General features: G+C 42.2%; 16 protein-coding genes. 6 read left to right on the forward strand and 10 right to left on the reverse strand.

Annotation, left to right across the window (positions count from 1 at the left end; all coding sequences use genetic code 11):
* Nucleotides 1-51 precede the first annotated feature (51 nt).
* On the reverse strand, nucleotides 52-1,230 hold the full coding sequence (locus tag M472_RS0122730; RefSeq protein ID WP_021070365.1) for a FecR family protein: 1,179 nt from the start codon (nucleotides 1,228-1,230) through the stop codon (nucleotides 52-54).
* A 173-nt stretch (nucleotides 1,231-1,403) separates the two neighbouring features.
* Complete coding sequence (locus M472_RS33900; RefSeq protein ID WP_021070366.1) at nucleotides 1,404-1,973, reverse strand: RNA polymerase sigma-70 factor; 570 nt, start codon at nucleotides 1,971-1,973, stop codon at nucleotides 1,404-1,406.
* Between the two features lie 181 nt (nucleotides 1,974-2,154).
* Here M472_RS33900 and M472_RS33905 point away from each other — a divergent pair, with 181 nt between their 5' ends.
* Nucleotides 2,155-2,532, forward strand: a complete 378-nt coding sequence (locus M472_RS33905) for a hypothetical protein (RefSeq protein WP_144062706.1) — start codon at nucleotides 2,155-2,157, stop codon at nucleotides 2,530-2,532.
* 5 nt (nucleotides 2,533-2,537) lie between these two features.
* On the opposite strand, the gene M472_RS33910 is transcribed toward M472_RS33905, so the two are convergent.
* Nucleotides 2,538-3,608, reverse strand: coding sequence for a hypothetical protein (locus tag M472_RS33910; protein ID WP_021070368.1), 1,071 nt, complete (start codon nucleotides 3,606-3,608; stop codon nucleotides 2,538-2,540).
* A gap of 231 nt (nucleotides 3,609-3,839) precedes the next feature.
* Here M472_RS33910 and M472_RS33915 point away from each other — a divergent pair, with 231 nt between their 5' ends.
* Nucleotides 3,840-4,901 (forward strand): linear amide C-N hydrolase, encoded by a 1,062-nt coding sequence (locus M472_RS33915; protein ID WP_021070369.1) that lies wholly within the window; start codon nucleotides 3,840-3,842, stop codon nucleotides 4,899-4,901.
* 50 nt (nucleotides 4,902-4,951) lie between these two features.
* Here M472_RS33915 and M472_RS33920 read toward each other — a convergent pair whose 3' ends face one another.
* Nucleotides 4,952-5,317 carry a DUF2200 domain-containing protein gene (locus M472_RS33920; protein ID WP_021070370.1) on the reverse strand — a complete coding sequence of 122 codons (366 nt, stop codon included), beginning with the start codon at nucleotides 5,315-5,317 and terminating at the stop codon, nucleotides 4,952-4,954.
* A gap of 191 nt (nucleotides 5,318-5,508) precedes the next feature.
* On the opposite strand from M472_RS33920, the gene M472_RS33925 reads away from it, so the two are divergent.
* On the forward strand, nucleotides 5,509-6,879 hold the full coding sequence (locus M472_RS33925; RefSeq protein WP_021070371.1) for a sensor histidine kinase: 1,371 nt from the start codon (nucleotides 5,509-5,511) through the stop codon (nucleotides 6,877-6,879).
* A gap of 15 nt (nucleotides 6,880-6,894) precedes the next feature.
* Here M472_RS33925 and M472_RS33930 read toward each other — a convergent pair whose 3' ends face one another.
* Nucleotides 6,895-8,829 carry an AAA domain-containing protein gene (locus tag M472_RS33930; RefSeq protein WP_235049501.1) on the reverse strand — a complete coding sequence of 645 codons (1,935 nt, stop codon included), beginning with the start codon at nucleotides 8,827-8,829 and terminating at the stop codon, nucleotides 6,895-6,897.
* 177 nt (nucleotides 8,830-9,006) lie between these two features.
* Between M472_RS33930 and M472_RS33935 the strand changes: the two genes are divergently transcribed.
* Nucleotides 9,007-9,873 (forward strand): helix-turn-helix domain-containing protein, encoded by an 867-nt coding sequence (locus M472_RS33935; protein WP_021070373.1) that lies wholly within the window; start codon nucleotides 9,007-9,009, stop codon nucleotides 9,871-9,873.
* A gap of 214 nt (nucleotides 9,874-10,087) precedes the next feature.
* Entirely contained in the window at nucleotides 10,088-11,611 is a 1,524-nt protein-coding gene (locus M472_RS33940) for an acyl-CoA dehydrogenase family protein (RefSeq protein WP_021070374.1), read from the forward strand.
* Between the two features lie 115 nt (nucleotides 11,612-11,726).
* On the opposite strand, the gene M472_RS33945 is transcribed toward M472_RS33940, so the two are convergent.
* The 3 genes from M472_RS33945 to M472_RS33955 form a co-directional block, all read right to left on the reverse strand.
* Nucleotides 11,727-12,938, reverse strand: coding sequence for a lipid II:glycine glycyltransferase FemX (locus M472_RS33945; RefSeq protein ID WP_021070375.1), 1,212 nt, complete (start codon nucleotides 12,936-12,938; stop codon nucleotides 11,727-11,729).
* A gap of 76 nt (nucleotides 12,939-13,014) precedes the next feature.
* Nucleotides 13,015-14,289, reverse strand: a complete 1,275-nt coding sequence (locus tag M472_RS33950) for an MFS transporter (protein ID WP_021070376.1) — start codon at nucleotides 14,287-14,289, stop codon at nucleotides 13,015-13,017.
* Nucleotides 14,290-14,366: 77 nt separating this feature from the next.
* The gene (locus M472_RS33955; protein ID WP_021070377.1) at nucleotides 14,367-15,029 is read right to left on the reverse strand and encodes a metal-dependent transcriptional regulator; all 663 of its coding nucleotides are present in this window, start codon (nucleotides 15,027-15,029) and stop codon (nucleotides 14,367-14,369) included.
* A 116-nt stretch (nucleotides 15,030-15,145) separates the two neighbouring features.
* Between M472_RS33955 and M472_RS33960 the strand changes: the two genes are divergently transcribed.
* Nucleotides 15,146-15,967, forward strand: a complete 822-nt coding sequence (locus tag M472_RS33960) for a ZIP family metal transporter (RefSeq protein ID WP_021070378.1) — start codon at nucleotides 15,146-15,148, stop codon at nucleotides 15,965-15,967.
* An 11-nt stretch (nucleotides 15,968-15,978) separates the two neighbouring features.
* On the opposite strand, the gene M472_RS33965 is transcribed toward M472_RS33960, so the two are convergent.
* Nucleotides 15,979-16,617, reverse strand: a complete 639-nt coding sequence (locus tag M472_RS33965; protein WP_021070379.1) for a peptidylprolyl isomerase — start codon at nucleotides 16,615-16,617, stop codon at nucleotides 15,979-15,981.
* A 121-nt stretch (nucleotides 16,618-16,738) separates the two neighbouring features.
* Nucleotides 16,739-17,563: a DUF3050 domain-containing protein gene (locus M472_RS33970; protein WP_021070380.1), complete on the reverse strand. Its 825-nt coding sequence runs from the start codon at nucleotides 17,561-17,563 to the stop codon at nucleotides 16,739-16,741.
* Nucleotides 17,564-17,668 lie beyond the last annotated feature (105 nt).

Raw genomic sequence — 17,668 nt, forward strand, 5'->3', positions numbered from 1 at the left:
TGATTCATTATTAATTAGATTTTAGGTGAGTGCTGCAAACACTCACCTTTTTTATTTTTCTTTTCTCGAACTAATTATAAGCTTTCCAGACTTATAATCGATATTTACAGGTCCTGCCTTCTTTATCATATCCAATACTTTTCGAACGTCCTCATATTTTGAGATGGTGCCTCCAAAGGGTAGTCGCTTTACTTCTTCGTCAGCATAGTACACTGATACATCATACCAACGGCTTATTTTATCAACAACACGCTCTAACGGTTCATTTTCGAAAATGAAATACCCATTTTTCCAAGAGACTACCTGCTCTACATCTGTATTTCGAATAGTTAACTCCCCATTGACTAAGCGCGCCTGCTGACCAGGAACCAAAAGCTTACCATTGACCTTTACGGCCCCCTCCACCAGTGTGGTACGGACGATGGGTTCATTATCATAACTGCTTACATTAAAATGTGTACCTAGCACTTCGACTTTCTGTCCGCGACTCTTAACGATAAATAAACGGCGCTTATCTTTAGCTACTTCAAAATATCCTTCTCCTGTTAATTGAACCTCCCGCTGTTCTTGGTTGGTAAATCGAGTCGGATAATGTAAGGATGATTCTGCATTAAGATACACATGAGTATTGTCTGGAAGCATAACCTGAATCTCTTGTCCACGGCTAGTTCTAATGGTATTGTATCCGATAGGACCACTTTCATTGGACATCACTTCGTAACGAATCTGTCCACTATGGGTTCGCGAGATCTTCACACCAGATTGTTCGGCTATGTTTCCTCTTATTGCGTTGTTAATAGGTACATTGCTGCCATCAGCCAAAGTCAAAGTGGCTCCGTAATGTCCTGGTACGATCTCCTGAATAGTGCGAGGACCTTCATGATTATTAACAGCACGATAGCTTTGATACATATAGAATCCGGCAAAAGCTAAGAAAAGGAGTATAGCTGCTGCCACCATCTGTCTTAAATAGGTTATGAATGATACTGAAGATCTTTCTTCGCTTTGTCCTTCTACCTCGACAGAAGTATGCACTGGATGAAGTTTTCTAGAAAGTTCAACACGGACAGCTTCTCTAATCTGACGCTTTTCTAAAGAAGGAAGATCATCCCAAAGACTACTGTTCTCATCAAGCCAATTTAAACAATGTATATACTGTTCAATTTCCTCAATGGTCGCTGTACCTTCCGCAATCTTGTCTGCAATCGCTATAAATTCTTCTTTACGCATATACAATCTTAAAAAAGTTACGATTCTATCCGATAGTCGGTCTTAGGAAACTATATATAACATTAAACATGAGTATCTCCTACTATGGACTTATAATAGTAAAGCGATAATACGAATAGCAACCCCTAAAGAAATAATTCGATTTTAAAAAAAAAGAAGTAACACACTGATTATTAAATCAAAAAAAACAATAAAAAATAACAATTGCCCAAAGAACCTTTCAGTCTCTTTAACGCAATAGTCATCTGTGCTTCAACTGTTTTTTCGGAAATTCCCATCTTTTTCGCTATTTCCTTATTTGAGTAGTATTCTAATCGACTAAGCTTGAAGACCTCTTTGCATCTATCGGGCAAGGTTTCAACTAAAGATTCGATCAACTCCTTTAGTTGTTTAGCCTCAAAATACAGACTGTCGTCTTGGTATTTTGAGGGGATAGACCTTATCTGTTGAAAAAAAACATCCTGGGCTTTACATGATCTAAAATAACTTACAGCTTTATACTTTACTGCCGTAAGCAAATAACCTTTACATGTGGTGAGTTTCCACAAGGATCTGTTGCTCCAAAACCATGTAAAAATTTCTTGAATAATATCCTTTGCTACATGTTTATCACGCGTTACATTGTAGGCGTAACCTATTAGTAGGTCGAAATGTCTGGCATATAGTTCTTCAAAAGCCTGATAATCGTCCTCTTTAACAAGTTGCAACAATATCTCTTCACGCTGTTCAGAATAGGCTATCATTAATCTATAGGTTGGATCCAATAAAAGTAAGTTACAGCAATTATAACAAAAAAAAATCATATAATCTTCAGAAACCACAACAGGCAAAAAATCCCTGAAGATCCCCACTTCGGGGTGTTTTTTTAAAGGTTATCAAATGTGGTATATAATTTGATGATTCAATAATGCTAAATTTGCTATTATGAGGTTATTCTGTTTTCTAACTGTCCTATCAAGTATAATATTTCTTTCCTTCAACAGGCAACAACACCCTTTGCATAAAAAATGGCAACTGGTAGCCGAACGGATGACCTATTTCAACCTGGATCATACGCCTTATGAGGAAGGCAGAGAGCGGCTGGATTCGGTAAAGAATGTAACGGTACAATTTCTACCGGACGGCTCATTCCAGTCGCCCGAAGGCAATGGAAGCTATACGTTATCCAAGGATTCCATATACCTAAACCTCAATGGTAAAAAAACTGCTTTCAAATACGAGGTAAACAATTCGAAGCTCATGATAGAAAGCTATATCAAGAGGCCTGAATATTTGATCAGGTCAAGGCTGTACCTGGAATAGAAACGCTATAAATTAAAAGGTTTCTTAGCATCGCCAGACCATTGGTATTTATAAATCGTACTTTGCTGCTGCCCCTCTTTGGTTCTTCTATTATGGGAGATATAGAACCATCCATTGCCGATAGGACATAAACCGGTAGCGCCCCACGCAAAATGCCATCCTGAAATACCTGAATTCATATCCTTATTTCCACCTTCGGCCAAATGTAAGATAGCGACTTTTTCTTCCTTGTTATCAGACTGGATGATTCCCTTTGTAGGCTTCTTTTTACCATCGATGGCAAACAGGTCATAATTGGGATAGATGGATTTCTTTCCTTTATAAACCGCAGCGAAAAAATTACCGGTATAACTATCATAGGCTAGATTCTGAATACCATAGGTCGTATTTCCTGTTTTTAAAAAATACTTTGCCTTTGGTTTTTTGGGTCCCGACTGATGCAACTTGCCTAATAAAAGTTGCTGTCCATATTTATCCCAATCCTTGATATCATACTGTAAAATAACCTGATGATCGTTGTCATTTCTAGTGGTATCACCGTACACACCATATGCTACGTAGAGGTAGTCTTTTTTGCTTTTTGGGTGACCAAAAGCAGGCCCAAAAGTAAGCCCATCGATACCCGAGCACGCATAGCGATGCTTCTTGATCTGTGCACCTACCCTGACCGAAGATTCGTGATCTATGACGGGTTCAGCCAGATACACTGTCTTTAGCAAATCTTCCTTCTCGGCATTCATACCGGGACGTACAATCTTAGCGCCGTCAAAAACAGCTACGTAAAATCCATTTTGCTTTGAAACAGCTACCCCCAGTTCCTTGCTGATGCCCTGCCCTATACCATCGCTTTTATATTCGAGAGAACCGTATACTTTTCCATCTTTGAAATCAAGATCGCCCAAGTGTCCGGAAAATCCGACCACGCTGCCGATCAATTTGCCCGACAAATCCATCTTAATCAAACTGTTGGTAAACGAGAAGTAGACACATTCATTTATACTGTCTATCGCCCCCCCTTGCACATGAAACTTTCCTCGATCTCCGGTGGCAATAGAGTCCGGCCAGGCGGTCATCATTTTTTGACTATACAGTGAACCTATGCAAGCTATATAACAGAATAAGATTAGAATTGATTTTTTCATAGTACAAATGTAAACTTATTATACCTTAATGAACAGTACTATTTAATCTTCCCACATTCTAAATTGAAAACACGAATAGAAATATAGCCCACCTCTAAAAATGGCGCATTTTTTGTAATTTGGCTCATCATGATTGTCGAATGCAGTCAGTAACAAATTAAGTATATGAAAAACATCGGAAGAAAAATCAGTTGCACAGTAGCTCTGGCCGCTGTCCTATTAACCCCTAGCCTTAAAACAGAGGCCTGCACCCGTGTAGTCTACAAAGGTCCCAACAACACGGTAATAACCGCCCGCAGTATGGACTTTTCACTTGAAATAGCGGCCAACATGTGGGTATTTCCTCGGGGAATCGCACGCGATGGCGCTACTGGTACCAACACAGCAAAATGGACATCGAAATATGGAAGTGTAGTCACCAGCTCTTGGGACATCGCCGTATCCGATGGTATGAATGAAAAAGGATTGGTAGCCAATATGCTCTGGCTTGTCAGTTCTCAGTATCCTAAATTTGAAAAAGATGGGAAAGGAAAGAAAGGCTTGGCCATATCCCTATGGGCACAGTATGCCCTGGATAACTTTGGCACCGTAGCCGAAGCCGTCCAAGAATTGCGCAAAGAAGATTTCGTGGTTGTCACGGATTTTATCCCTGGCACGGACAAGTTTACCACGGTACACCTGTCGCTGTCAGATGCTAACGGTGACAATGCGATTTTTGAATATATTGACGGCAAGCTCGTGATCCATCATGACACTTCCTACACGGTCATGACCAATGATCCTACATTCGAAGAGCAGCTAGCTATCAATAAATATTGGAAAACCATTCCAGGAAACATCTTCCTGCCGGGCACCAATAAAGCAGTAGATCGATTTGTTCGCGCTTCCTATTATATCACTGCCATTCCACAAACGGATAATACCCGAGTAGCCGTCGCCGGTGCATTCAGTGTCATCAGGCAATGTTCAGTACCTTATGGTATTTCTACCGAAGGATTTCCGAATCTTTCGACAACACGGTGGCGAACCGTTTCGGACCAAAAGAATCTGGTATATTATTTTGAAGATGCATTAAGTCCCAATGCGATATGGGTAGATTTCAAGAAGCTGGACTTCGACAAAAAAGCTAATGTTAAGAAGCTTGCTTTGGACAAAAACCAAATTTATGCGGGAGAGACGTCCATGCAGTTTGCAAACGCCAAACCTTTTGTCTTTCAAGGAATATAACAGCATTTCTGTCTATAAGCACGAACGGGTATAAATATACCTATTCGTGCTTATTGCGTTCTCAGGATCTTCTCTATCTTCTTACCCTTTGCCAGTTCATCGACCAGTTTATCCAGATAACGCACCTTTTGCGTTAACGGATCAGCGATCTCTTCAACGCGATAACCGCAGATTACCCCTTTGATCAGACAGGCATCAGGATGCAGTGTGGCTTTCTCAAAGAACTCTTCAAAAGTCAACTTGTCCCGAATTGCATCGTAGATTTCACTATCGCCCATACCTGTCAGCCAAGCAATCACTTGCAGTAATTCCTCACGCGTCCTTCCTTTTCGTCCTATCTTTGCTAGGTAGTGGGGATATACGGAAGCAAACGTCATCTTTGCGATCCTTTGGTCCTGTGTATTCGAATTATTCATGACAGTGTAGTTTTTTAATTATTTTTCTTTACTAATATCCGATTTGCTGCTTATATTTGATCAAAGAGATACTCTAAATTATAAAATCAGCAGCATACCAACCTAATCATTTACTACATCAACTTCCAAAAAGAAATAATCAAAAATAGAATTACTATTATCATTATACCAACACACTGAATAATAGGCCTATGAAACGTATCCAAAATTATTGGAATATGCTAACGCATATCGGTACCGATACGTCTATGTCATATATGGATTTTAAGCGAGCTCATATGGTCAATCTCATTGCATTGCTCTGTATCCTTCCTGCTTTCTATTTTTCTATTACCAATTTTGTAGAGCAGCGGCCACTATTGGCACTGATAAACCTGTCAAATGGTCTCTGTGATATTGCTGTTCTCTTCTTTCAATATCACCGCAAGCATAATTATGCCAAACTCATGTTATTGGGAAGCAACTTTATTTTCTTTTTTGCCGGCGCCATGCTCTATCAGAATGGAGCTGAATATTTTTTGCTGTGCATCCTGATTTCTTCTACATTGCTGTATGAAGATCGACGTATCCACATGCTTTTTGCGCTAGCCGTCACCTTGGCTATGATACTGATCTATATATACCCAGATCTAAACTCTTTCGAACAGCCAGTCCCGGTGCTTCGGGTACTATACAACATTATCTGTTCGCTTATCTTCATTGTAGTGTCGGTCAATTTTTTTCTGAAGATTATCTACAGCAATATGCGAAAAATCGAAGATCAGCGCCAGACCCTACAAGCCATCAACAAGGATAAGGAAAAAATATTCTCTATCATCGCACATGATATCAAAAGTCCTTTTGCCACACTGGAGACCATGGTACTGGCACTCGAGCAGCAGGTCCTGGACAATAGCGTATCGGCTGATTTTATCAGACAATTACACCTGCGTATAGTCCAACAGAATCAAGTGCTGGATGATCTATTGCAATGGGGCAGCAGCAGTCTTCGAGGAATGGCTGCAGCACCATCTCCTATTGCTGTCAGGCCTGTAATCGTAGATATTCTCCTTGCTTTTGAGGAACAGATTACGGTCAAGCAATTAAAGGTAACAGTGGACATCGAAGAGCAGGAAGAGGTCATGGTCAATAAGGACCATTTGGTGATTATCTTACGCAATTTTATCAGTAACGCTATAAAATTCAGCTATGTGACCGGCGAAATCGGTGTTTTCAGCTCACAGGACAAACATTTTACATATATCCATATCAAAGATCAAGGAATAGGAATTCAACCCTCCACATCCGCCCTGCTGTTCAATGTAATACAGCGCAAATCATTGGGTACAGTGGATGAGCCGGGTACTGGACTGGGGCTGGTCCTGTGCAAGGATCTGATCGAACGCAATAAAGGAGTGGTCAATATCAACAGTACTCCTAATAAAGGTTCCATATTTACGGTAGGGTTGCCTACGGTCGAAAGTCCTCCGCATGATATCGCGACGAAAAGCTCCCCGCTCTCGCAGGTCAAGGAGAAAACTGCAACACCCCAAAAAACAGCCGGATCTTTCGAAATACACTAGAAAAATACTGAACGCTTACATAGAGCTCCACTCCCACACGCTATGATACCCTTCTACAGACTCTGCGTAATCAAAGAATTCCTTATAGAAGATATGTTGTCCGACGGTGCTGCTATCCCCTATTATCACAAGCTTTTTCCGGGCCCGGGTCATCGCAACATTCATACGTCGCACATCTGATAGGAAACCGATATTGCCTGCTGTATTGCTACGTACAAGGCTGATATATATGATATCCTTTTCCTGTCCCTGAAAACCATCTATCGTATTGATCTGGATATCTATGTCTTCGTGAGATCCGCTTTCGGCCAGCATATCCTTCAATAAACTAGCCTGCCTGCGATAAGGGGTGATAATACCAATACTTGGTAAAGGGGTATTCGGACTATTGCTAACGAGATCCGACTGTAGACCGCAGAGATGGTTTATCAAAAAATGGGCTTCTTCTTTATTGGAGATCGCTCCGTCTTCTTCCTGTTCTTCAAAACCCGTGCCTGCCGTATCGATAAACATGAGGGGCTTGGCATCTCCTGCCAATGTCCATTGGGATGCAGTGGATGCACCTTTTAACTTTCCTTCATAAATGACTGCTGCTGGATACGCCATGATCTGCTGGTTCATTCGGTACTGGGTATCCAAGAAGGAAACCGATTCGGGATACAGCTTTACCAACTTTTCAAACAGGGTGTGAAACAGCGCTTTGCTCTCCCGTTGTTCAGACTTAACTGTGGGAGGCAACTGACAGTGGTCTCCTGCCAGGATCAAGCGGTCTGCTTTTAATATTGGTATCCAACATGCGGGTTCTAATGCCTGAGCTGCTTCATCGACAATAACCGTATGGTAATGACGGTCGCGGATGTAGGCATGGTTGGCACCAACCAAAGTCGCGGCAATAACCTGACTTTTGCTCAAGATATCTTCTATGACGTAGTCCTGCATACGATCGATATCTTTTCTTATCTTCTTAGCTTCATTCAGCAACGCTTTCCGCTGTTCGTATTCGGCCCGCCCAAAACTACGCTTATATTTATGAGCCATATCTGTATAGGCTCGAGCTTGCTTTTCTAATGCCTTCACTTCCCGATATCCAGGATGCTTACTCGATTTTTCTTCAAGTGTCAAGTCCTGTAATCTGTCGGATACGCGGACCGGATTACCTATGCGCAGCACATTTACACCTAAGCGATCAAGTCGTTCAGCCAGTACGTCCACAGCGGTATTGCTCGGCGCCACGATCAGCAACTGTTGACCGCTATTGTTCAACAAAGCCGTAATAGCTTTAATCAATGTCGTCGTCTTGCCTGTTCCAGGAGGCCCGTGCAGGATAGTCAGATCTCCTCCTGACAAGATCTGCTGCACAGCTTGATTTTGACTGGAATTTAATGCCATATCTTCAAAGCTGTGATCTAACTCTTCTGTATGGCTTAACGATTCCAATCCAATCAGCTTTCGAACAAGGCTTCCCTTTACAGGATCATTGGCAAGAATCTCAGCATCTTTCATTGCGCTGTTCATCTCTCTGTACGAGTTCTCGTCAAACATGAGGTCTATCCCAAGTTTGCCCTTACGCCCCCATTCGGGCAGTTCTTCTGTACGGAAAGAAACCCGCATTTGATGCTTGTTTACAAAAGTTATGACACCATGAATACGGTCTTGCTGCGAATCATAATTAGAAAAAAGCGCTACTGGCATTCCAAAGCGGAATCTGTGACTATTTTCAAAATCATTGGTTTTATTAAAAGTCACCTGCAGGTAATCACCACGACCGAGTCCGCTATCTGAGATCTGCACAGGGTACCAAGTCATGCCTAGCGATTTTCGATCGCTTGTACTTCTACCTGATAACAGAAGCTCATGTTCTGCCCTATCGTGTGATAATTCTATTTGCAAGAGTCCAGCCAGATTTTTAAAATAATCCATCAACAATCGTTCTTTTTTAGTTACCTGCAAAAGTAACCGCTTTTTTTCTAAAGCAAGTTAATTTTACACTTTTCGCATCAACGATCCCACTTAGAGCAAAGCGATGGTCCTGGTCCGATAATTATAAACAAATGTGCTGCGGATATGTCAGAAAGATTTTTTAGTTTTAGACAGTAGGCAATTAGAGTCAATAAGCGTATAAGAATAATGGAAAAACAAGTAAATGCCGACGAGTATGTAGAGCGGTTCATGGTCGGCAGCCTAGATCATTTAAAGTACAAGCAATTTCCTGTTAAGGTATTCCAGCTTAACGAGATCGCTCCCTTCATCAAATTTCCGACACCGCCTATATTCTTAGCTTACAACTTATTGGTACACCTTACAGAAGGTTACTTTACCTATCAGATCGGCCCCAAAGAATACATGGTCAAAGCGCCAGCAATCCTCATCAGCAGCTATGGCAACATCTCCGCTGTAAAGACTGCCGATAGATCGGTCAAGGGACACTGTATCCTGATCAATGAAAGTGCCATGACTTCCATTTTCAGAGCGCAGGAAATTCTGAATATTTTCAGCATTTCTCCCCTCATCGACCTGTCTCAGGAAGACAGCACCGATATCAACCTGCTATGCCAACTTCTGTACAAGGAGCTGTACGCTACAGATGCTTACAAGGAACTCAACGACACACTTTTAAAGTCTATCCTTTTAAAAGTTATCAAACTGTCATCCTCTGACAAATTACTGAGCAGACGCCAGGAAATCGCGATGATGTTCAAACGTCTGGTGCACAAGAACTTTAAAAAACACAAACATATAGGCTTTTATGCGGATAAACTAGCGGTATCGACAAACTATCTAAACCGCTGTGTCTTTTCCGTATTCAAGCAATCGTCTAAGGAAGTTATCTTGGAAATTTCCGTGATGCACGCCCAACTGTTGCTTTTTGAATCCAACAAGAGCGTAGCCGACATCTGCTATGAACTGGATTTTTCGGATCCTTCTTATTTTTCGCGCGTATTTAAAAAAGTAGTGGGGATGTCCCCTACCGAATACCGCAATAGTGCAAAATAGCGCCAACCCCGAATGCACGATTTGTCCTAGCATTGATACGGGATTAGACACGCGCATATCTATAGAATAAGCTACATTTGTATCAAACGGAGGGAACACCTAGGTTGATAACATGTCTATTCCTTTTGATCAAATAAAAGAACAGTGTTTGATTTTGTGCTAGACCATAACCTATGTTTACCGATCCACATTTTCAATTAAAAAAACGTTTGTTATGCTTAATCTTTTGAAGCAAACCGGTGTACACCAAGATTTCAATCTGTATATAAAATCCTTCAAGGAACGGTTATCTAGTTTGTTTAATACAGAGTATGATTATAATTCAATCAGCTTGTCAAGAGGCTTGCCTCCTACGTTCCTGAGTGAAATTATGGCCATGAATCCTTTGTCGGTAGCTATTCCGGAAGAACACGGTGGCAGAGGTGTACATGTCAAAGAATGCCTCGGTGTACTGTCAGCAGCCTCCTACGAATCGCTGTCACTGTCACTCATGTTTGGGATCAATATTGCTTTATTTCTAGAGCCTTTTGCCAAATATGCTGATCCATCGTTGCATGCCGGTGTTTTTAAGCGTTTTTTGGAAGACAAGGCAATGGGTGGGCTGATGATCACCGAACCTGGATACGGTAGCGATGCCCTCAATATGCGCACAGCCCATGATTTACAAGGTGATACCTACAGTATCAAGGGACAAAAGCATTGGCAAGGATTGACAGGAGCCGCTGATTTTTGGCTGGTTACTGCCCGCAAAACCGTGGCAAATGGAGAGTTGGCAAGGGATATAGATTTTTTCGTAACAGATAATGCGATTGCAGATCAAAAGATAATTGTTCAAAAGAAATTCAACAACCTCGGTCTATACGCTATTCCTTATGGCCTAAATGATATCGATATTAAAGTCCCTGCCAATCAAAAACTGATTGCCGAAAGTACAGGTATTAAGTTGATGCTGGACACCTTGCATCGCAGCAGGCTGCAATTCCCAGGTATGGGAATGGGCTTCATAAAGCGTCTGTTGGACGAGTCCTTATTGCACTGTAAAACCAGACGTGTATCAGGACAGCCTTTAAGTGAGATAGACGCTGTTAAATTTCAGTTATCGCGTATCCAGGCAGCATTCACCATATGTTCGGCTATGTGTTCGTACAGTAGTGGCATGAGTTCTATTAATGCCGATTTATTTGGAAATGCGGTAGATGCCAACAGTGTCAAAGCCTTGGTTACAGACCTTATGCAAGAGTCTGCACAGATCGCATTACAATTAGCTGGTGCAAATGGATACCGACTGGATCACATTGCCGGACGCAGCGTAGTGGACAGCAGACCTTTCCAGATATTCGAAGGCTCTAACGAAATGCTTTACTCACAAGTAGCCGACGCGATCGTTCGTACGATGCGTAAAACAAAAGTCAACAGCCTGTTGGAGTATCTCAAGGGATATGAACTGACAAGACATGCTGCAGGAGTATTTGCTGCCAGCCTAGATATTAATATCGCTGACCAGCCTAAGCAACGTCAGATGGTAACTTTGGGAAGAATGATTGCTAGAGTAGTCTGCTTTCAGTTTGTCATCCAGTCTAACCATCTTGGTTTCAGCAATGAGATGACAGAAATAACACGTCAACACATGCAAATGGACTTGAGCATGTTGGCTGGACAATGGTCTGCAGGCACACAGGCTGACCCACTGATGGATTACGAAGATAGTAGCGATTGGTCCAATTTTATACACCAATAACAAAGTGTAACGATATCACGAGCAAAAAATCACTGCTATAAATAGAAAGAGGCCTGAAACAATATGTTTCAGGCCTCTTGTATACGATAGGTTTCCGTTCCGAAATCTTCGGAAACTAGCTCAAATGATAGCTCTGGTTCTTGAATTCCATGGAGATATAATATTGATACTTTTGCCTATCCAAGGGGTAGTCCCAACAGCCCAACCGATGATAGATATCACCGCCAAAGCCAGACTTAAACCGGTAGAGACCATACATAGGATGCGAAGGGTCCGCTTGAGGAGCCACTCCAAAAAAATCATATTCGGTACACCCCTTATCCCGAGCGATCTGCATCGCACGCCATTGCAGCGCATAGGTCGCCATATAGTTTCTATTCTCCGTAGCCGATGCGCCGTAAAGGTAAGTTCCTCTATTGGCTGCTACAACCAGAAACATCGCTGCCAACGGCTTATCCTCTACTTCGGCCACTAAAAGATATACTTCTGCTGGCGACAATGTATCATTTGCACGGGCAGAAAGAATAATCCTGAAATTATTGATGTCGTGCAGAAAAAAATTATTGCGCTCTGCTGTCTGCCTATATAGATCATACCAAACCTCCAAGCTTTCCAGTCCCAGCGCGCGGATACGCACGCCTTTCCGTGTAGCAAGATTAATATTATACCTGGTCTTGGCCTTCATATTGCCCAACAGGATATCGTCATCATGCTTGAGATTCATAAAAATGGTATTGGACGGCAATATATCTGTATTGGCCTTATGCAGGTTCCAATGCTCGGTATTAAAGTTGAGCCGCATCTCCTGTATACGTCGCTCGGGTACGCCCAGCCAGTTGCCATGCAAATCGTAACAATCATCATCTTTGGCCCAGTGCGATTCCCATGACAGGTCGTAACGGATCATGATACAATTGTGCGGCAGCTGAGAACGCAGACTCTCGGACAGTTGCTCCAGAAAAAAACCTTGATTTTCTTCCGAAGGCTCCACTTCAGGACCATAGGGTACATAGGCGATACAATGGTCTTCATCCACAGCCTGCAAAATCACAAGAAAGTCTCCAACAAAATAACTGGTATCCTCAGTGTCGGTATAGAGATCAGAAAACCTCGTTTTAAAATTGAAAGCCTGAGACTCTAACCCCTGAAGCTTCTTGACTGTAGACCAATAAGCAGTCTGTTGAATAATACCTGTTTTATAGAGGCTGTCGACCTCTTTGTCTTGGATATCCGCTATCATGACACCTGTTTGTAATTCCCTATTATAAAAATGGCCTATCAACAATCGTCCTTTGGGACTTGCTGGTAGGCTAAAGGCGGCAAACATATCCAATATAAATGGATAAAGCTACAGTACATTGTTATTTTAATGTTAAAAAGCGATATCCACTTCGAATCACTTTCTACGATTCTATCATTCGAGATCTATCATCCATGTCGTTTTTTTTATTCTTGACACGCACATAACGGTTGATATAGAACATCAGAACTATCGTCAGCAGTACACAGACAGAAACGACATAGCCGACCATATCGTAGTGCTCCAGCGGAGCCGCTGGACTTTTTTGGTAGACAATAAGACCGGCTACAGTGGCAGCGATACCTCCGGCAATCTGTTGCAGAGAGGATTGAATACTCATATACGCGCCACGGTCACTATCATCTGGTACAGCAGAGATCAACGCCATAGAGGGCACCATACGGCAGAGTACGCCCAACATAATACCCGTATTGAAAATCAACACCATCCAAAAAGGTATCCCGCTAAGGTTAGTATATATAATACAAAACACAATAAGCCAAAGACTTCCCACCCCAAATAGCTTAAATTTATCAACCTTATCACTCAAACGCCCGATTATAGGCATAAACAACAGCGAGACCAGCCCAGATACCATAAAAAGAACAGGCAGTTGATCTTCGTGGACATCGAGGTTATTGACCGCAAAAATAGTTCCGTAAGGCATCATCATAAATCCTCCGAGAGAAAGTAATGATGTTGTCAAAAAACCTCTTTGATAAGCGGGCCGTCTCAGCGTACTAAGCAAGTGCGAGAACACATTACTATCCTTCGACCTTATCCCCAAATGTGCATTGACAGGTTTCAGTAGGAATATAATGCCCAATAATATCAAAACAGAAAATCCCGCTATATAGATAAACGGAGCTTCCCATCCCTGATGGTTGGCTATATATAGGCCTATGGGGATACCTAATACCTGACTGGCTCCAAATCCCATTTGTATAAAGCCCATGACTCGTCCTCGCTTCTGCAAAGGAAACACGTCAGTCAATATAGCCATCGAAATAGATCCGATCACCCCACCAAACAGACCTGTTATAATACGTGCGGCTACTATGGTAGCGTAGCTATCGGCAATACCACAGAACATCGTCCCAATAACAAAGCCCACATAAAAAAAGACCAGCAGCTTCTTACGGTCGAAACGGTCCGCAAATCCAGCGGTCAATAGTCCTGATATCCCTGCACTATAAGCATAAGCTGACACAATGTTCCCAAATGAAGAAGCATTGATATCCATGGACTTGACCAGCATATCTCCCAGAGGCGACATCACCATAAAGTCAAGAACTACCGTAAATTGAGTAATGGACAAGAGGAATATAACAGTTCTTTCGTAGCTTGAAAAGCCGGATAGAGCAGATTTATCGGACATAGCATTTGCTTTTTAAGAGTCCAAAAATAAGGAAATCTACGTAAAAAAGTAAGTAAAATCGAAACGGCTCACTTGGATCAGCTGTCGATCCTACGTACCAAAAGACTATCACATACCAACGAGGTAAGTACAATAGACGTACGTCCTGAATAACTCACATGCATACTGCGATCGAATGATTCGACAGCATCAATAGAGATCACTACGCCCAAAGCAAGCTCTCGTGTATTGAGATACTTCAGTAGAGATGCTGAAGACTGTCCAACGGCCATCAATTCGACCTGATCTCCGACCTGGTAATCACTCAGCTTGAGGTATGGTTGCGTACTTACGGTTCCCTCTTTACTGGGGATGGGGGATCCGTGCGGATCGACTGTTGGATAGCCAAGAAGTTCGTCCATCTTGTTAAAAAACTCAGGCGCATGTATATGTTCTATCTGTTCCGCGATATGATGTACCTCTTCCCAACCAAAGCCCATCTTTTCTACTAGGTACATCTCTGTCAGGCGATGTTTTCTAACAACCAAGGCAGCCTCCAGTTTTCCTTTATCGGTCAACTTAAGCGGTTTATAATTTTCATGAATTACTAAACCTTTCTCCGAAAGACGCTTCATCATACTGTTTACCGTCGGCATTTTTATGTCCAAAAAGCGACTGACCTCGTTGACAGTTGCTTCTCCTTTTGTGCCCGACAACATGAATAGAGCCTTTAGATAATTTTCCTCTATGGATGAGTTCATACACAAAGCTACAAAATATTAGAGCATACTAAGTATCTTTATCGAATAAAACTTTATTACTAACGTCCAACTTACTATTTTTGCATAACAAATAAAACCAGGATCAATCCATTACTATGTTTGACGGCATCATATCTTTTTTTGAACAAACCGATCCTGTCTGGGCTGCATTTTATGCTACCATGTTCACCTGGTTTGTAACAGCATTGGGGGCATCTTTGGTATTTTTCACCAAAGACACGCACAAAAAATTCATGGACAGCATGCTTGGTTTTACCGGCGGTGTCATGGTAGCCGCCAGTATATGGAGCTTACTGATACCCGCCATTGACATGAGCGATGGCGAAGGCTTCCAAAAAGTGATGCCTGCCGTACTGGGATTTCTGGCAGGAGCAGGTTTTCTGTTTACACTCGACAAAGTCCTGCCCCATCTTCACGTAAATTTCAAACAAGTAGAAGGTATCAAGACCCCTTGGCAAAAGACCACTCTTCTGGTATTGGCCATCACCTTGCACAACATTCCTGAGGGGCTTGCTGTAGGTGTACTCTTCGGTGGTGTAGCTGCCGGGATTCCCGAAGCCAGCATCGGTGGAGCGATAGCATTGGCTATCGGTATCGGATTACAGAATTTTCCCGAAGGAATTGCTGTCGCCATGCCACTGCGAAGAATGGGAATGAGCGGACGAAAGAGCTTCTTTTACGGCCAGCTTTCTGCCATAGTAGAACCTATAGCTGGTGTCATCGGTGCGATAGCTGTTGCCGCTTTTACGCCTGTTCTTCCCTATGCCCTGGCATTTGCCGCTGGCGCAATGATATTTGTTGTGGTAGAAGAAGTCATCCCTGAAGCCCAGCAAAATAAAAGCTCCGACATGGCCACTATAGGTTTTATTCTTGGCTTTGTCGTTATGATGACACTGGATGTCGCTTTGAGCGGTTAACTAATGACACCTTATTCAACAACAATCTTCAATTCGAATCCAATCGGAATTAAGGGATAATCGAGACTGTCGGTTCTTGCTTTACTGATTTGCAGCAGGACATCCAATCCCTCATAGACTTCTCCAAATACGGTATAGTCACCATCCAGCCTAGGCTGTCCGCCATAAGTACGGTATATCTCTCTTTGATAATCGGTATACTTTATCCCTTTCTTATGCTCCAGTGCATCCAGGTCCTTATCAGAAACAGGTTTGCCGACAACAAAATAAATCTGGTTAAGAAACGAAGCTTTCCTCGGATTGTCATCACGTCCAGCCCCTAAGGCTCCCACCTTGTGGAACGCACGGTCATCAAACTCGGGATCCAAGCGAGGTTTTATACCAGCAGGATCAGCAGACTCCCGCTTCTCGATATCGACATCGTGTTCACCACCCTGCACCACAAAATCGGCTATAATCCTATTAAAAAAAGCATGGGCATAGGTTTCATCTTTTACCGCCTGCAGTATCAGTTGTCGGTGCTTAGGCGTAAAATCGTAAAGCATCACACCGACATCTCCCAATGATGTACTAAACAGCAGGCGACTCGTCTGTCCGAATGACGACACCTGAACTGTGACCAACAACAGAAAAAACAGAACTACTCTCATACAGCCAGAATATAGTAAAATGTCAACGTCTTGTCATTTGACAAAAAAACAAGACAAAATATTTGCTAAGTGTACAGATTACACTTATATTTGCACTATCATAATTTAGGTTTATAATTGGTTACAAAAGGTTTTCATTCTCCCCGTTTGAAAACCTTTTTTTATTGCCATAATATGCCTTATCAATTGCATCATATATCGCATCCCATAAGGCTATCCTTTTCTTCAGCGCCTCTTTTGATACTGCTTTTATTGCATCCCATTTTGCTTCGTCTTCACCAGCGAGCTCCAAGATCATCTGCATCGCCAATGGCCCATGCTCATCCCCATCCAACTCAATATGACGTTCAAAATAATATATAAACTTCTGCAAATCCGTATCTGGAAACTGGAGCTGTATTTCTTTTAGTATTGCATTGAACATTCCTGGTATCAAGTCTTCGCGACCAAAGGTAAATGCGGCAGCAACCTCATGATCGCCTCCATTAAAAATAACATCAAAAGTGTATAATAGAAATTCTTTGATACGTACATCTATATCCATTTTGCGAATAGCATCTTCGACCTTCGTACCATCCTTGATAACGGAAACAAACTGCTCAATAGCACTTGTATCTGCTCCCATAGACTGCATAGCGTCCAGATACATTTCATAATGACTCAACCTACTGCCATCGATATACTCATCCGACTCCTCTGCCAGCACAATCTCGTTAATCAAGTACCTGGTATTTGGGTAATCCGAAGCTATCCAAGGTACCCGTACACAAGTCAAGCGCCGTTGTAAGCTTTTCAACAGGGACATAAAATCCCAGACTGCATAAACATGGATTTCGGTAAACAGTCGCAAATCTGTAATATTCTTAATATGCGAATACAACGGATGGGTCAAAAGCTGCTCTCTTTCTGCATGGATGCAGGCATTAATCTCTTCAATCTTATTCATATACAAAAGTAGTATTCATTAGGCTATCCTTCCAACAAAAAGTGAGAGAGTTTCGGATCCATCTATCCGACAAAGAGTCATAGTCCCGTAAAAAAACAATATTTT

Source organism: Sphingobacterium paucimobilis HER1398, from assembly GCF_000416985.1.
Classification (GTDB): Bacteria; Bacteroidota; Bacteroidia; order Sphingobacteriales; family Sphingobacteriaceae; genus Sphingobacterium; species Sphingobacterium paucimobilis.

Excerpts from the sequence above, each read along its gene's own strand:
- M472_RS0122730 (WP_021070365.1), bottom strand. The coding sequence starts at position 1,230 with ATGCGTAAAGAAGAATTTATAGCGATTGCAGACAAGATTGCGGAAGGT.
- M472_RS33965 (WP_021070379.1), bottom strand. The coding sequence starts at position 16,617 with ATGAGAGTAGTTCTGTTTTTTCTGTTGTTGGTCACAGTTCAGGTGTCG.
- M472_RS33945 (WP_021070375.1), bottom strand. The coding sequence starts at position 12,938 with ATGTTTGCCGCCTTTAGCCTACCAGCAAGTCCCAAAGGACGATTGTTG.
- M472_RS33920 (WP_021070370.1), bottom strand. The coding sequence starts at position 5,317 with ATGAATAATTCGAATACACAGGACCAAAGGATCGCAAAGATGACGTTT.
- M472_RS33905 (WP_144062706.1), top strand. The coding sequence starts at position 2,155 with ATGAGGTTATTCTGTTTTCTAACTGTCCTATCAAGTATAATATTTCTT.
- M472_RS33960 (WP_021070378.1), top strand. The coding sequence starts at position 15,146 with ATGTTTGACGGCATCATATCTTTTTTTGAACAAACCGATCCTGTCTGG.
- M472_RS33955 (WP_021070377.1), bottom strand. The coding sequence starts at position 15,029 with ATGAACTCATCCATAGAGGAAAATTATCTAAAGGCTCTATTCATGTTG.
- M472_RS33915 (WP_021070369.1), top strand. The coding sequence starts at position 3,840 with ATGAAAAACATCGGAAGAAAAATCAGTTGCACAGTAGCTCTGGCCGCT.
- M472_RS33900 (WP_021070366.1), bottom strand. The coding sequence starts at position 1,973 with ATGATAGCCTATTCTGAACAGCGTGAAGAGATATTGTTGCAACTTGTT.
- M472_RS33925 (WP_021070371.1), top strand. The coding sequence starts at position 5,509 with ATGAAACGTATCCAAAATTATTGGAATATGCTAACGCATATCGGTACC.
- M472_RS33940 (WP_021070374.1), top strand. The coding sequence starts at position 10,088 with ATGCTTAATCTTTTGAAGCAAACCGGTGTACACCAAGATTTCAATCTG.
- M472_RS33910 (WP_021070368.1), bottom strand. The coding sequence starts at position 3,608 with ATGATGACCGCCTGGCCGGACTCTATTGCCACCGGAGATCGAGGAAAG.
- M472_RS33950 (WP_021070376.1), bottom strand. The coding sequence starts at position 14,289 with ATGTCCGATAAATCTGCTCTATCCGGCTTTTCAAGCTACGAAAGAACT.
- M472_RS33935 (WP_021070373.1), top strand. The coding sequence starts at position 9,007 with ATGGAAAAACAAGTAAATGCCGACGAGTATGTAGAGCGGTTCATGGTC.
- M472_RS33970 (WP_021070380.1), bottom strand. The coding sequence starts at position 17,563 with ATGAATAAGATTGAAGAGATTAATGCCTGCATCCATGCAGAAAGAGAG.